This is a genomic window from Paenibacillus nasutitermitis, assembly GCF_014641075.1.
Taxonomy (GTDB): Bacteria; Bacillota; Bacilli; order Paenibacillales; family Paenibacillaceae; genus Paenibacillus_Z; species Paenibacillus_Z nasutitermitis.
In genome coordinates this window covers 51,512-66,777 of record NZ_BMHP01000013.1, presented here as the reverse complement: position 1 = coordinate 66,777, position 15,266 = coordinate 51,512, and the positions used below count along the sequence as shown (strand labels likewise).

Here is a 15,266-nt window from a genome sequence, read left to right as displayed (position 1 = left end):
CGGACCCGACGTCGGCGTCACACTCGTGATCGTCGGTACGGCTATGTACGTATACTGGTCTGCCGCCGATGTCGCGGATGTGTCGTCTGGTGTCGTTACCGTTACGTCTACGGTTCCCGCACTACCCGCCGGAGCGATAGCCGTGATCTGTGTCGCCGAGTCTACTGTAAAGGACGTCGCCGCGGTTGCTCCAAACATCACCGCGGTTGCCCCGGACAGATTCGTACCGGTCAGCGTGACACTCGTACCTCCGGACGTAGGACCCTCCGTCGGCGACACGCTTGTGATCGTCGGCGCTGTTGCCGCAAAGGCCACACTCGCGCCTACAGCTAGCTGTATCACAGGAAGGAACAACAACAAGAAACTCATCAGTACCGAAGATATCCTTTTCTTATACTGTTTCTCATTCATTTAAAATCAACCTCTCTTTGTACTTCATATATGGAGAGCGCAGATTCGTCCGGGTCATCCAATTCTGAGGAATCTCGTATCTGTTTCATTGGAATCGCCTTATGCAATTGTTACCCCGCCTTCAAAACAATCTATTTGAATCGATCTGCCGAAGCAGCAGATAGTTTACACAAGCCTCAACTCCCATATTTCGACAATTATACTAGTAAAATTATACTAGTTTGGCCAGATAGTGTCTAGGAAAATAATAATAGAGCATCCCTTGAGTTCAATAAACTCTGAATTTCGTCAATATTTTCTGCCTCGTTCTGCTGTCGTTGTCGCTTTGCCATGGAAGAATAACGGGACATTAGCGTTTTCTCAAAAAGCATAGGGTAAGCAAGCAAGGTGCAGAAAAAACTCCTCCCAACTATTTGACAGATGTATAAACAATCCGCGGCGATAGATCATTTGGAACGACGGGTAGACGAATAAGAGCTGGATCACTAGCTATCGCTAGTCAAGATCCAGCCCTTATAATTGACCCTACTAATGGTAAAGCATCTCAACAAACCTAACATCCGCAGGGGCAAACGTAAACTCTCCAAAATGTCTCGGGTTCACCCAAACATATTCGTCATGATCCACAAGCCTGATCTCACCCCTCACATACCCCGCCCGATAGGCTATCAACCGGATATGCGTCTCGCCATACCAATGATCGTTCACACCGAAATATGCATATGGCTCAATCTCAATATTCATCTCTTCCCGAAGCTCCCGCTTCAGGCATTCCTCGGCTGTCTCCTCATGCTCGATCTTCCCGCCCGGAAACTCCCACATGCCTTCCTGGGACTTCCCCTTCTTCCTCCGGGCAATCAGGAGCTGTCTCTGCCCATTCTCAATAATCGCTGCCGCTACTCGGATCATCTTCCTCACATCCTATACAATAACCTTGTTTGCTGCGGGGATTAGGGATGGTGGCATCTCTTCCATCAGGTGCCACACGAAGCTCATCGGTTTATGGCCTTCATGTCGGACATATCCAGCTTCACCCAAGAATACGAAAGGCGAGGTATAATTATTCTCGTCCTTATACTCGCGAACGAATAAAACGATGCGATTCCCGGTTCGCCGATGATGGATATATCGTTGGGCGGTGTTGGTTTCTTCGCCAATCCGGCTCTGCGTCTGCCAATGGAACAAACGCTCGTTGATCGCATAATCCTCATACAACGTAGAAGGCGAGAAATCTTTATCCGATTTATTTAAGGTAATGAAGAAAATATCCGTCTTCTTATCCTCGAAGTATTTGACTCCCTCGCGGAAAGCCGGAGCTTTCTCTTCGTTCCAGAATCCGAAAGCCGCTAGAATATGATCCGTGGAGTATTTGCAATGAACATCCAGCGGACATGCATAGGGGAAGGGATTCTTTTTATCTACAAAATCAATATGAGCATAGTTGTATTTCAAAATCTGCAGCACTTCATCCCGGAATTCCGGGCACGATACGGCGGATTGAACGCCCTGCTCGATGCTCTCAAATCCTTGCTTGGCAGGCTCTGAACGGTAGAAGGTATAATACAGCATGTTAAACATCAGATGCTCTTCTTCTGAAGCAGGCTTACGACCATTCTCAAGACAGCCAATAAGAAAACTCAGGAGCCTGCGCGAATTGAGTCCAAGGAGAGCCGGAATGCGTTTGGTAAGAGACTCCCCATTAGCAAATTCGAAGGACGCAATAAGCTCAGCCTCCGCCATCAGTCCCTTAAACGTTCGATTTCCAGTGCGCCCACCGTAGAACTCTTGCAAGCTCATATGATGATGCTGAACAAAATTCTCCAGTGTCAGCGGCAGCCCTGTATCACCTTCAAAGTATTTCATCTTGTTAATGAGGCTTCTCCGGTTCAGTGTAGCTTGTTTAAGGTTCTTAAGTATATACGCCTTCGACTGCTTTTCCAATTGAATGAAACTGCCGCGGGGCAGCGTCGAGAAACCATTTTCCAGATAGTTTTGAATGGAATGCTTCGTCTTGCCGATTAAGGCGCGGAATTTGTCCGCAAAGTTATAGTCTTTATGGGCTTGTCCGATAAAATCAAGAACGGTCAGGCATTCCTTGCCTTCTGCAAGCCGCAAGCCGCGACCAAGCTGCTGAAGAAACACCGTCAAACTCTCCGTCGGACGAAGAAACAGAATCGTGTTGACCTCCGGGATGTCTACCCCTTCATTATAGAGATCCACGACAAAAATCATACGGATCTCCCCGCTGACTAACCTGATCTTCGCCTGGTCACGATCTGTATCACTGGAATTACCGTGCAGAGCGATAGAAGGAATACCCGCTTCCTGAAACACTTTGGCCATATATTCCGCATGATTCACACCGACGCAGAACCCGAGCCCTTTCACCTGTTCCATATCGGTCACGTATTTTCTCATACTGTTCAGGATCTGCGTCACACGGATCTTGTTGTTGGAATAGAGGTTTTCGAGCTCCTTGAGATCATAACCACGCCTGGACCATTTGACATGGGTGAGGTCCACACTGTCCGTAACGCCAAAATACTGAAATGGACTAAGCAGCTTCCGGTCAATCGCGTCGGTCAAGCGGATTTCTGCAGCGATGGTGTTATCGAAGTAGCGTAAAATATCCCTACCATCCATCCGTTCCGGTGTCGCGGTTAAGCCTAGCAAGATCCGAGGCACATAATGTGATAGTAGGGCTTGGTAAGATGGCGCCGCAGCATGATGGAACTCATCCACAATAATAAAATCATAGAAATCCGGATTCGTGATATGAGCTAATTTCATGGAATTAAAGCTTTGAATGCTGATAAAAAGGTGATCAATGGACCGCGCACGATCCCCGCCAACGTGAAGCTCACCGAAGTTTAGATCCTTCAAAATAAAACGGAACGTATCCCGGCTCTGCTTGAGAATTTCTTCCCGATGCGCGACAAATAGAAGCCTGGCGTTGGGATTTTTTTGCGCAAAACGCTTGTAATCGAAGGCTGAAATAACCGTCTTACCAACTCCCGTTGCGGCAACAAGCAGATTATGGTTTCTCCCGTACAAGCTCCGCTCGGCTTCCAGCTTCTCCAAGACTTCCTTCTGGTAATCAAAGGGATGGATATCGAAATGGAAGTGAAGCTCTTCTTGTTCCCGCAGCTTCTTCCGGCCCAAAGCTTCCTTCAGTTGCAGTTGATGTTCCTCGTTATCCGCTGTGAAGCTTTTGAATTCACGATCATTCCAATAGCTCTCGAAGGTCGCTTCGATTTTCTTCAGAACATCGTAGGAATCTTTCTCCGTCACTTTGATATTCCACTCCAAGCCGCTTGTTAATGCAGGGTTGGATAGATTCGAAGATCCCACATATGCCGTTGTGAACCCTGTATCACGCCTGAAAATATACGCTTTCGCATGCAAACGCGTGCGGTCAGTATCATAAGAGATTTGAATGACTGTGTTCTTGAGCCTGCTCAGCTCTGCTACCGCTTTGTAATCTGTGGCTTCCATGTAAGTGGTCGTAATGACTCGCAGTTGCCCGCCGTTCTCGGTAAAATGTTCAAGCTGCTCCATGAGAATACGAAGTCCACTCCACTTAATGAACGAGACAAGCAGATCAATTCGATCCGAGGTGACAATCTCATGCTGAAGCTCGCTCATCATATTCGGCTCGGAATGCGCACCTGTGAACAAAGAGCTTTGCGATAGCGGCGTGGCCGGGCGCAGTACCTTCGCGTCCTTGATGCCTCTGATATGATTAAGCTTCGAATAGACGAACGTAAGAAGCTCACCCTGCTCATCCAGCTTCCATTCGTTGAGATCTTCATCATCTAGGCTATTTCTTAAGGTGGATATCATTTCATTGCATATTCGCACCTGAGCCAATACGGCCTCATCATCATCCGTCATTTCTCTGACGATCTTCAGAGCTCTTCGCGTTACCGCCGATATATAGGTCGAAAGAAGCTTCCGCGCCTCTTCCGAATCCAACCGTTCTGTGCCAATCTGGAATAAGGAAGGGTCTAGTGCAGCGAGCTGATCCCTCGTTAATTTATTGATGAGTTGCTCGTATAGGCCTTGTTTCATGATGCACCTCGTTGGTGATTGTTATATACTTTCCTCTCTCATCTCATCCAGATTGCCTTCCCAACTGACTTTACCTTCAAGCTCCAGCAAAGCACTGTAGGTCATCTGATTCAAAACATGGGAAATTGCAGAGCGGACGGCTTCATCATCAGACGCAGAGTGAAACCATTCTTTCAGCTTCTGCAGCTCACCCTCATCAAGAGTAATACTGATTGTCTTCATCTTAATTCCCCCTACCCTAAGTGATGCAAAATAAATAGCGTATGATTGTATTCCCAAATTCGTCAGATTCATTTATGTTATCGTTATCTATATCTTTTATCCGTCAGTCAATAAATTTGCTAATTCATTATATTCGGGAAACTCTCTGAAGCCATCGCTTGTCTTTTCTAACTTTTCCAAAATTGCCTTCTTTTCTTGTTCAGAGAGTGCAATCGATGTACTTCCCGTTTCTTCCCATTCTTCAGTCAACGTCTGATGTAAAGAAAGAAGACCTTGTTCGTAAACGCTGGTTGCTTCATCATTTATGGCTTTCATCACAATCTCTTTATTAACTGATAGTCTGCGAAAGCCTGCAAAATATGTAACAGCGCTTTTCCAAGATATCGAACGATCGTTCCACTCGCCCACAAGAATTTTCCATTCTTCCTGGTCTAACATAAAAATATAATCAATACCCTCATCAGGATCATCTGTTTCTTTGCAGACTTGTTCTTCATTTAGAAAGTAATCAAGCGCTTCTTTCATTTGTGCATCTCCTTTATCATCGCTAACTCTGATTTGCGACCCAATAATACCCTTCTTCTTCGTCAGGGTGTTTTGCACGAATAAAAAGCTCATCTCCACTCTTGGAAATCCGATAGTCCTTTAAAATCTCATCATTGATACCTGTATCATATCCATTCCAGTCTATTTCCAGATTTTCCAATCGCATGCTAGCGGTGTTCAGGCAACAGTAATCCTCTTTATTTTCCTCATAAATTAACGCCGTATGTTCGTTTAAATAATATCCGGTCATGGAAAACATGGATTCTTCATCCGGGAAATTCACTTCTCCTAAAACCTTCCATTCTGGAATTGAATAAACTCTAAATACACCATCAAAATCCGAAAACGTTCGGGTTAACATTTGCCGGCCATCATCGGAAAAACACATTGGATAAAAGTCATCCTCAAGTTCTTCAAAAATCTCAAGTTGTCCATTGTTTTCTGCGATAAAATATGTTTTTATACTACATTGCGCATCACTAAAACATAAACAGATCCCATCTTTTCTTTCGGGTATATCCAAAAGCTCAACAGCATGTTCTCCATCTGGCACCATGCCCGTCATGGGGTCATTCAAGTAAATGGAAGCCGTTTTCTTTGTAGAAATATTGATTAATCTACACTCCACCTGTTCGCTATTGATATTGAATGCCAACCATACGAAACCATCCGGGGCAGTAGAAATAGCCAGAACACTTTGTTGTAACGCGAAGAGTTCTCTTCCTTCAAAATCAAATATCTGTAATCCCGTTTCCCCATAAAAGCATATCCATTTATTCGATAAATCAATGTGATACAAATAATTTGTCTCCAAGGACTTCTCTGTTTTCAATATCGATACATCCAATATCTTGACCAATGAAAGGCTTCGATTATAAAGCAAGCATCTTCCATTCCGTTCCTGGATAAAGTGTTGATAATCGTCGTTACCTATTTTGTTGGGTTGCATGTGGGTTTCCAATCTCTTAGATGCTTTTATCTTCATTCGCTTTCCTCCAGTTTCTAAGACGTTTCGGCACCGTATTATTAAAGAACTTACGATTTCGTATGCTGCTTGCAATAAGTATAGCCGAAGAGAATACGAAGATCATCGAGTTCGGACGCTTTGCGAGTAACAACAGGGAAAAACGCGGGGAAGGAAACCCAGAAACATTCGAATTTCTGGGTTTCACTCAATACTGTTCCAAGAGCCAAAGGCACGTTCTGGGTTAAACGCAATACAAGTACTCCTATTTCGACACAACGATCAACCTGATGCTGAATTGGCAACATCGCAGAAGTCAGAAAAGGATTTCACAAAAGAGAAGTTCAATTCATGAAGGGAGACCCCGCCTATTCGATCATCTTTATAAACTAATTGGAACCATATTTTTCGGAATTACTCCCTTTTATATACTTGTCGTTGATTCCCACTGCAATTGCTATATCAGTCGAGATATCTTTTATTTTATATATCTTTGTACCTTCTGGATAAATATTGGAAAAGACTTTTGATGTCTTAATGTTCTCATTGTCTGAATATTTCTCGACTTGTCCAATGCTTTCCTCAACATCTAGGACTGTTTCATTTGTAAAGTTATACATATTCTTGTTCCATACTACAAAATTGGATGACCAGTCTTCGCTCGACTTACTTTTTGAATCCTTTGAACAGCCTGTTGCAAATATAGATAATAATAAAGTTAATATTATAATAACAAATTTTTTCATTTTTTTAATCCACCCCCTTTCTTACAATACGGCAATAAAATGTAAATTGTTGCATCGAAAGTGTTGCAGAATGAAGGGCCAATTCTTTTGCAAAGAACATACGAACTTATATAGCAAGAATATACGTTCATGTGGGAGGGAGCCCACGGACTAAATCAAGCAGGGAATTATTAATCAGGTTGAACATTATGGTTTTCCCAATACAACCTCCGCTCGGCTTCCAGCTTCTCCAGGACCTCCTTCTTATAATCAAAGGGATGGATATCGAAATGGAAGTGGATCTCTTATTGTTTTTTTCATGATGCACCTCGTTGGCAGTTGTTATATACTTTTCACTCTCATCCCATTCATGCCGCCTTCCCCACTGATTTTAACTTTACAGCTGGTATCGGCCCAAAACGATATAATGATCAAAAATGAACCTGAGCGACTATTGAAACAATTTCGCTATAAAAGGTTGCTCTCTTCAGTATATACCTATTACTGACTGATGCACCCCTCTACTGCTATCCCAAAGCCCCGACATCCAAGACAAAACCGCGATTGATAGTTCCGCACAGAATTAGGAACTTTATCCGAATTAAGTTATAATTCCAACCAAAAGTCCACCGATATATATGCGAATGGAACTTTTAAAGTTTACACTGATCCGGTACCAAACGGAGAGGACCCGGATTATAATTTTGTACTCGTCCAGCTATTCGATGAAACTTCAGGAGATAGTGTGTTTAAATCTCAAGCAACGCTTGATGCAGATGACAACGATATCGCCGATTTTACTCCTACTTACAATTATCATTCAGTCTATGTATCTAATTTCAACTACGGTACGGCTGGCACATATACGGTAGTTTGGTAGGATAAATGTACTGTAGCTACATTCGATTGAGATTACTCCGAAGCTTATACGGTCCTTTTGTGAACATACGGGATGCCCTACAATATTCGTTCATGACACACCGATAAGAAACCTTTTTTGAAGTTGATTCGTCTGTTATATTGAAATTAGTACGCTAAGAAAGGGGGATTTTGGGAAGTGAACAAAAAACTGATTGTTGCCACAGCCGTTATCGCTTTAGCTATTGGAGGAAGTGCCGTTTATGCTCAAAGCAATACGAATCATAGAGTTTCTGACCCAACCACTCAGGTAGCTCAAAAAGACCCGAGCAAAATTTTGATTAGTAAACAGGATTTCAATCGAATGGTACAAATCATTAAAGATGTAAATAGCGGAAAGATCCCAGTGTCAGCACTAAAGGACGCCCAGCCTTTGCTTGATAAAAGCCCTTCGTTTTACGGTTATTTAACCAATTTTCCGGAATACTTTAAGCTAAAAGACAAAGAAAAATTTTAAAAAAGTGGCTGTCCTATAAGTTATAAAAACGACGGAACACCCCTGTTTTCAAAATTTTCATACAAAAGAAACCGTCCCGTAGGAGAAGGTTTCTTTTTACATTCAATGTTACATGGATCAACTTTTCTTACCGATGGATTTGGAGGGAGATATCTCGGAGAATCATAGGGTACACGAGTCAATGAAGCGGCAAATCGCATCGACAACCGCATCTTTGACGCGGCTTATCCCACTGGGGTCGGGTGAAATTCAGCTTCTGCAGCTCACCCTCATCAAGAGTAACACTGATTGTCTTCATATACTTCCTCCTACCCTTAGTGATGAAAATAATTAGTGTTTACCAAAATGACATGACTTACAATCTTATGATTAAGTATTGCATAATATCAATTCAAGAAAGTACACACTCAATAACTTCCCTAAAAATTACATTACTGCTCCAGTAAGCCTCCATACTTCTGCTCTTTCCGCTCAAAATGAAGATGCAACCTGTACAGACAAATATCCATTGTCCATTGATGCAGGATGCTTTTTTCCTCAGGTGATGGATCAAGCTTCAAGGAAAACACCCCATCTTCGAAGACGGTCATACTCCCCTTGGACGAACTCCACTTGGTCATGGGCATCCGGGCAATCAGTTGGCTGACGCCGTCCTCGTTATAGGTCCAGAGCCGCTGGGATTCCCGATCCGAGAAATCGATGCGCTTGCAATATTCTTTGTCCGTGAGGTAATGGTGGAAGAAGGGAGCCACCTCCCGCGGCGTGACCGGGTTTGTCCAGTTCTCCCCACCACGTTCGAGCATATTTAACAGCACGACCATTTTGTAGCTCTTCGACATGGCCGTCTTCTCCACATCCCGGAGCCACGCCTCATAACGGTAATAGACCTCGCTCTCCGCAGGGGTCAGACATTCAGCCCAATGGAGAAAACCAACATAAGAGCCGAACTCATTGCGATATTCCATGCTGTTGGACCTTCCATGCAGATGCAGCTCAAGATAGGTCGGAGTTCTCCCCCTCTCATTCTTCAACTCCAGGAACGAACGGAGCAGCTGATCCCGGTGCGGCATTCTTTTGCGGCTCAATTCATCAAGCAGATTGATAACTTCGGTCTCCAGGTTGATTTCACAATCCAGCGGAACGGAGGGAATGATCGGCTCTTTCTTGCTGCCTTTCCCCTGCCCGTCGTCTCTGGCGAATAGACTCAGCTTCACATCGGCATTACGGTAATTGCCAATCAGATCGATAATGGAGCAGTATGATTTGTCATCGGTCAGGCGAAGACCGCGCCCAATTTGCTGGGTGAACACCGTCAGGGATTCCGTAGGCCGCACAAAAAGCAGCGTGTCCACGCTCGGAATATCCACGCCTTCATTGAACAAATCCACCGTAAAAATAACCTCCAGGCTCCCTTCGGTTATTTGGCGTATCGCCTCTTCTCTGGTCATTCCGACCGTTCCCGAGTGAAGGCTGAGGGAAGCGATTCCCTGCTCCTGAAAATATTGCGACAGATAATCCGCCTGCCGAATGGACGAACAGAAACCAATTGTCCGGGTCTGTCTGTGCTTATCCCATGCCTCGTAGATCTTGACCGCCTGACTCTCCCGGAGCTGAAGGGCAGCGAGCTGCTCCTCATCATACCGGCTGCCCATCCATCGAAGCTTCGTGTAATCCGTATCGTCGTGGATCCCGAAATAACGAAAAGGCGATAACCATCCGCGGCGAATCGCTTCAATAAAATGAATCTGGTAGGCCACATTGCCGTCGCAGATCGCATAAATATCTTTGCCGTCCATACGATCGGGTGTCGCGGTGATGCCCAGCAGAAATTTCGGCTTAAAATAGCTGATGACCGATTGATAGGATGCTGCCGCGGCATGGTGGAATTCATCCACCACGATCAGGTCGAACCGATCCGGGGCAAAAGACTCGCGGTGCTTCTTCATCCCCAGCGTATAAATGGAAGCAAACACGCAGTCCGCTTCCCCATCTTTAAACTGGCCATTGTAGATGCCATATGTACGATCAGGCATGATCCGTTTGAAGGATTTATGTGCCTGATACAGAATTTCCTCACGGTGGGCAACGAACAGGATCCGGGTGAAGCGCTGGGCAAAAAAGCCTGCCAGATACGTCTTGCCCAGACCAGTGGCCATCACGACCATGGCTTTGTCATATTCCTCTTCCAGGGTTCGCTCCAGTTCTTCAAGCGCCGCCTCCTGTGCTGCCCTTGGTTTAAGGGGTATCCAGGAATCGGTTGAGGGCTCGGCTTCCTGATGCTCAGATTCGGACGGGCGGTATTCGGCCTCTTCCATCTACGTGATTTGCCGGATCAGCTCCGGATTCTTGCGGTGATAATGCTTATACTCCTCTTCGTACAAAGAGATGGTGCTTTCGTTGAGCGACAGCGTGGATTCATGATAGAAATTGCGCATGAACTTCTCAATGGCAAGCTGAAACGTGTATGGTTCCACCTGGGCATTCATAGCCAAATTCCATTCCATGCCCATCCTCATCGCAGACAGCGAGAAATTGGAGGAGCCTACGATCAGGAGCCCTTCATCATTCTCGTAATCAAACAAATAGGCTTTGGGGTGAAAAGAAGTCCCGGAGCTGCGCCATAGCCGTGCTTCCAGCCGATCATCGATTTCCTTGAGCGCCCTGAGCCCCTCAGGCTGGGTGATATACAAGTAATCTCCGGTAAGCATCATCACTTCCGCCCCCTTATCCAGGGCTCGCTTGAGATGAGGTGCCAGCAGCCTCACACCGGACTGCATCACAAAGGATGTCATGATATAAATACCCGAGGCATTCTGCATGCCGGTAATGAGTTCGTCTGCCAGGTTGCCTGTAATCAGCTTGACGTTAATCTTCGTTGACATCAATCAAATACACCCGATCTTCAAAGCCGCCGCGGGCTTCTGCTTTTTTCACCCGAATAGCTTCGAGCTGCTCCCAGCTTGCCCCCTGCGCCCCAGCCAATGCCCGGATCACTTCCAGCATATCTGCCAACTCTTCCAGAGCATCCTGCGGATTCGCAGCCTGGAAATACTCTTCAGTCTCTTCGCGGAGCTTGGTCCGTAGCACACTCTGATATTCGTCGGCACTCAATATGCGAGTGTGAGGTGTCTTTCCATTTGCTTCAATAATTTGAGGGATTTTATCCCGAACAAGTTTGTTGTATGTTGGCACGGTTTCACCTGCTTATTTGGATAATACTTACATGGTAAGTTTAACATAAAAGAGGCAGCTGCTGTTTTTAAATAAGGGGGATTGGGTAGGGTGGAAATATAAAGAACCTGAGCGGAATTGATTTAAAAATCGCTCAGGTCCATTTTTTGTTCATTATAAAGATTTACATGTACCGTATGCGGGAACAAACCTGCTTCGGATCTAGTCCGTTGTAACCCGAAGAAACCTTGATATGACGCGGTTTTTGCCAACTACCTTCGGATCTTTGGGCTGCAATCCTAGGGCTCCTATTGATTTTTTACATCAATTTTACATCAAGATTAATGCCAAATCAGTCCCACATAAGTTTGGAAAGTAGGGGCAGAATCACAGGAAAATACATCAAGGAATCCTCGAAGCAACTCTTGTTCCAAGAGTTGCTTCGAGGTGGTTCGGTCAGCTGAAAGTTTCTATCACCGACAGACGACATTACGCGACATGATAAAAGATGGTGGAACGAATTCATCTTCTAAAGTAATGCACGTTACGTTTCGTTGATTAACCTATAAAACTCCGGCTTTTCCATTCTGGAATCATAATTGTGCTTATAATCCAAGTAAAGAGTTTCTTTTTCTTGTAGATAAGATGACTGCGAACGCTTCGCTTTATTTGCCGCAACCTTGATATTATGATTTCTGCACTGATCAATTAATGCCTTGTTCATCCTATTGGAGAATATTTCACTCCAATCTTCATAAAAATTCTCGTTACACTTCATTTTAAAATCATGCATATGAATCAACCAATCAACGACGCGGGGATACCGATCAGCGGCGGTAAACTCATCCTCCGGAATACACTTCAATAAAATGCCCCACATACAATCCTTCTGTTCCGTTTCGGTTGCATAATCGATCCAATTGATTTCATGCTGCCATAGTGGCAATACGTCACCCATGTATTTCACATTGTATAAGTATTTATAGAATCCAGTCATCAATTCATCGAATGCAATTTTCTCATTTCCTTCCAGTCTAAACACTTCAGATAACATGGTGCTTTTGCCGTCGATGTTCACTCTCTTGGTGAAAGTGTGATTATATGCGTCACTGAATACTCGATACCAAGTGACATCTGCCGTACTACCGTTAAACCCTAATATTTTAGAACCTAAGTTCTGCCTAAGTTTTCCTTTAGTTCTGGGTCCTACATCTGAGAATAGTTCTTTGAATCTCTCTGTGGCTTTCGCAATCATAATTTTAGCAAACGGAATGATTTGTTCTTTATTCTTAAGATTTTCCTGTAATGCATTGATATTAATGTATCCATTACCAAGATGCTCCTTATCAATAATAGACGTCATGACAGAAGTAATTGATACGATATTCATTTCGTTCATCAGGGTCATCACATGGTGTTTGTGTTCGGATATTTCTTGTATATTTCCACAGAACAATCCGAATCGTTTACGCATAACCTCTAACCGTTTATAAGCAAGCGTCTCTGGTACACCAGATCGCTTTAAGGTATTGGCGATTCGATTGCTATCAAAAACCGTCTCCAGTACTCTTCCATCAAAATTGGGGTAATCGTTATTCTTTTCCTTTAATAGGAGCCAATCTTTATTATGAATAATAGTTTCTTCATTCTGCTCATCTACATAAGAAGCTATAATGTAAGTCATAATATTAGGCTTCTGGGAGTACAGTACTTCAATCTCCTTCAAGAAGTCATTGGCGGCACCAGCCCGGATCGGCTCTACGAAAAATGCCACAGACAATTTGGGATAATCATCGTTAAAGATTCTATGATATCTTTCGCGTAACACCCGGTCATCGATAGCCTGGGCATGATCTAGCCCAAAAGTATCAACAAGCAAAATCGTTTTAAAATTGAGCGAATGCAATTTTTCGAAATATTGTTTGCTGATGACAGATGTTATCCTTGTTTTATTAACAATGCTTGAAAGGGATCGTTTTTCCGTCGAGTTTTCAACTTGGCTGACTTTTAAGCAGAGCTCGAGAAATTCCGTCTTGCTTCCGTCTGCTAGATCAAATGAAAATGTAGTATCTTCGATATCATTTTGGATTTCCGCACTCCCTCTGTATACGGATCTGATTGTCTCCATTATGTACTTGTAAGCAGTTGTGAAATACTGGGACCATACCATTTCGATCGCTTCTTCTTCTCTTTCCTTGTTAGTGCTTATCGCATCTGATTGCGTTTTGTCCCCATCATCAGCAGCATTGGAGGTTTTCAACCTTCGTTTGATCTCATTTATCCTCTTTATGTCGAGAAGATGAATATCTTCCTTAGAGTCTTCGTCATTCAAGGTTACTATAATTTGGCACGCTTCAACGAACAACTGATCTAATGTACTTGTTAGTAAAGGTGATAAAAAAGAAAATTCGCGAATGTCAAAGAAGTCACTTGAATGAATAACAACTTCTTTGACATCGTCCAAGTATTCAGCTATTTGTTCTTTCATCCAGTCAAGTGTAAGCAACGGTCTACCTAGGCCTGGTTCCATATAGGCGTATAGTTTCTCGATCACTTGGGCTGTTCTTCTTTGCACAAAATTTCTTTCGCTCATGAGAGCAATATTCACTGATATTGGTTGGTCCGTATCTGTCACTAAAAAGTTATACTCGGAGTAAGAACGCGTGGTTTGTCCTTTTCCGACGGAATTAATCTTTTCCGGATATTTACTGAATGACCTTATGAATGCTGACTTGCCTGAGGCAGATTTCCCTATTACGGCAACACCAATTGACTGATTTTGCGACTTCTTCAACTTATCGTCACCTCTCCGGATCTTTCAAGAGTCAGTTCATCAATTTTCTGCAGTATAATTTGTATAAATTGTTCTTTGCTCTTTTCCTTTACAAGTCCCTTATCAAAGTCCGAATAATACCAGTTTTCAATCTCGCTGACCAACTGAGAGTAGCATAAATTTCGCTCAATTATTTTATTTAGCTTACTATCCAACTCCGCTTGGCTTTCGACAACAACTTCTATCTCAAGGAACTCTTGTCGCCCCTTGAAATAAAAGTCCCCCAACATGGAGGAGTAGTCCCAGGGAATTTGATCACGGTGTTCTTTCATTACTTCTCTGCGCACTGCTTTAAAAATATCTTCTATTTTCTCATCCCCTTGTTTTTCGATCATTTTTCCCATTGAACTCGTAAAAATACCATGATTACCGGATTCATGAGATGCTCCATCCGGCCCGGTAGCGAATGCTATGTACACACCCCTTGACTTGAAAATATCCCTTGCTGGGGAAGTCTCTCCTCTTGAAAGGAAGTGTCTCTGCACTCTTTTTCTGCAGCAATCGAGCAATACAAGACCAGTAAAATCATCACATGATGAAAAATTAAGGATTAACTCAGTAGTATCCACCAGACTATCCAGCAAAGCATCGTCGCCAAGGCTAACACAATCGCTTGGCACAATATATTGACGTCCCTCTAACTCTACTCCATGTCCGGCAAAAAATAGGAGCCCCGTATCATACTCCCTTAATCTCCAGCAGAACGACGCCAAGGCCTCACGCAAGGTTTCCTTGTTCGAGTCTAGTAATAACTCAGTCTCGAAATCGCAGGACTTGAGCACCTCTTGCATATATATCGCATCATTCACCGAACAATGAAGCGGTTGCCAATTCAAATACTTGTTTATTCCAATGATGTATGCCAACCTGCCCAAAGAGAAATCCCCCTTCTATAAGGATGATTCTAGCCAATAACACGCCACAAACTAATGAGTTTTTGACTAATTC

11 protein-coding genes and 1 pseudogene are annotated in these 15,266 nt (G+C 43.8%); 1 reads left to right on the top strand and 11 read right to left on the bottom strand.

What is annotated here, in order from left to right; translation table 11 throughout:
* From IEY46_RS34040 to IEY46_RS34010, 7 genes are all read right to left on the bottom strand, one after another.
* Window positions 1-411: IPT/TIG domain-containing protein (locus IEY46_RS34040; protein WP_189000237.1), on the bottom strand; the 411-nt coding region annotated here is incomplete at its 3' end.
* A gap of 528 nt (window positions 412-939) precedes the next feature.
* On the bottom strand, window positions 940-1,320 hold the full coding sequence (locus IEY46_RS34035; protein WP_189000234.1) for a (deoxy)nucleoside triphosphate pyrophosphohydrolase: 381 nt from the start codon (window positions 1,318-1,320) through the stop codon (window positions 940-942).
* Between the two features lie 12 nt (window positions 1,321-1,332).
* Window positions 1,333-4,482 carry a DEAD/DEAH box helicase gene (locus IEY46_RS34030; RefSeq protein ID WP_189000232.1) on the bottom strand — a complete coding sequence of 1,050 codons (3,150 nt, stop codon included), beginning with the start codon at window positions 4,480-4,482 and terminating at the stop codon, window positions 1,333-1,335.
* A 21-nt stretch (window positions 4,483-4,503) separates the two neighbouring features.
* A complete protein-coding gene (locus IEY46_RS34025; protein ID WP_189000229.1) occupies window positions 4,504-4,704 on the bottom strand; it encodes a type II toxin-antitoxin system VapB family antitoxin in 201 nt (66 codons plus the stop codon).
* Between the two features lie 96 nt (window positions 4,705-4,800).
* Entirely contained in the window at window positions 4,801-5,229 is a 429-nt protein-coding gene (locus tag IEY46_RS34020; protein ID WP_189000225.1) for a hypothetical protein, read from the bottom strand.
* A gap of 22 nt (window positions 5,230-5,251) precedes the next feature.
* Window positions 5,252-6,235 carry a hypothetical protein gene (locus IEY46_RS34015; protein ID WP_189000222.1) on the bottom strand — a complete coding sequence of 328 codons (984 nt, stop codon included), beginning with the start codon at window positions 6,233-6,235 and terminating at the stop codon, window positions 5,252-5,254.
* A gap of 368 nt (window positions 6,236-6,603) precedes the next feature.
* Entirely contained in the window at window positions 6,604-6,960 is a 357-nt protein-coding gene (locus IEY46_RS34010) for a hypothetical protein (RefSeq protein ID WP_189000219.1), read from the bottom strand.
* A gap of 1,036 nt (window positions 6,961-7,996) precedes the next feature.
* Between IEY46_RS34010 and IEY46_RS34005 the strand changes: the two genes are divergently transcribed.
* Window positions 7,997-8,314 (top strand): hypothetical protein, encoded by a 318-nt coding sequence (locus IEY46_RS34005; protein ID WP_189000216.1) that lies wholly within the window; start codon window positions 7,997-7,999, stop codon window positions 8,312-8,314.
* 431 nt (window positions 8,315-8,745) lie between these two features.
* On the opposite strand, the pseudogene IEY46_RS34000 reads toward IEY46_RS34005, so the two are convergent.
* The 4 genes and pseudogenes from IEY46_RS34000 to IEY46_RS33985 all read right to left on the bottom strand — a co-directional run bounded on the left by IEY46_RS34000 (window position 8,746) and on the right by IEY46_RS33985 (window position 15,193).
* Window positions 8,746-11,196, bottom strand: a pseudogene (locus IEY46_RS34000) (DEAD/DEAH box helicase family protein).
* Window positions 11,180-11,506, bottom strand: a complete 327-nt coding sequence (locus IEY46_RS33995) for a nucleoside triphosphate pyrophosphohydrolase (RefSeq protein WP_189000213.1) — start codon at window positions 11,504-11,506, stop codon at window positions 11,180-11,182. The pseudogene IEY46_RS34000 and the gene IEY46_RS33995 overlap by 17 nt, the downstream one beginning before the upstream one ends.
* A 523-nt stretch (window positions 11,507-12,029) precedes the next feature.
* Window positions 12,030-14,279, bottom strand: coding sequence for a hypothetical protein (locus IEY46_RS33990; RefSeq protein WP_189000211.1), 2,250 nt, complete (start codon window positions 14,277-14,279; stop codon window positions 12,030-12,032).
* Entirely contained in the window at window positions 14,276-15,193 is a 918-nt protein-coding gene (locus IEY46_RS33985) for a caspase family protein (RefSeq protein WP_189000207.1), read from the bottom strand. The genes IEY46_RS33990 and IEY46_RS33985 overlap by 4 nt, the downstream gene beginning before the upstream one ends.
* Window positions 15,194-15,266 lie beyond the last annotated feature (73 nt).

Coding starts and splice junctions, on each gene's coding strand:
- IEY46_RS34025 (WP_189000229.1), bottom strand. CDS start 4,704: ATGAAGACAATCAGTATTACTCTTGATGAGGGTGAGCTGCAGAAGCTG.
- IEY46_RS34035 (WP_189000234.1), bottom strand. CDS start 1,320: ATGATCCGAGTAGCGGCAGCGATTATTGAGAATGGGCAGAGACAGCTC.
- IEY46_RS34010 (WP_189000219.1), bottom strand. CDS start 6,960: ATGAAAAAATTTGTTATTATAATATTAACTTTATTATTATCTATATTT.
- IEY46_RS34015 (WP_189000222.1), bottom strand. CDS start 6,235: ATGAAGATAAAAGCATCTAAGAGATTGGAAACCCACATGCAACCCAAC.
- IEY46_RS34030 (WP_189000232.1), bottom strand. CDS start 4,482: ATGAAACAAGGCCTATACGAGCAACTCATCAATAAATTAACGAGGGAT.
- IEY46_RS34020 (WP_189000225.1), bottom strand. CDS start 5,229: ATGAAAGAAGCGCTTGATTACTTTCTAAATGAAGAACAAGTCTGCAAA.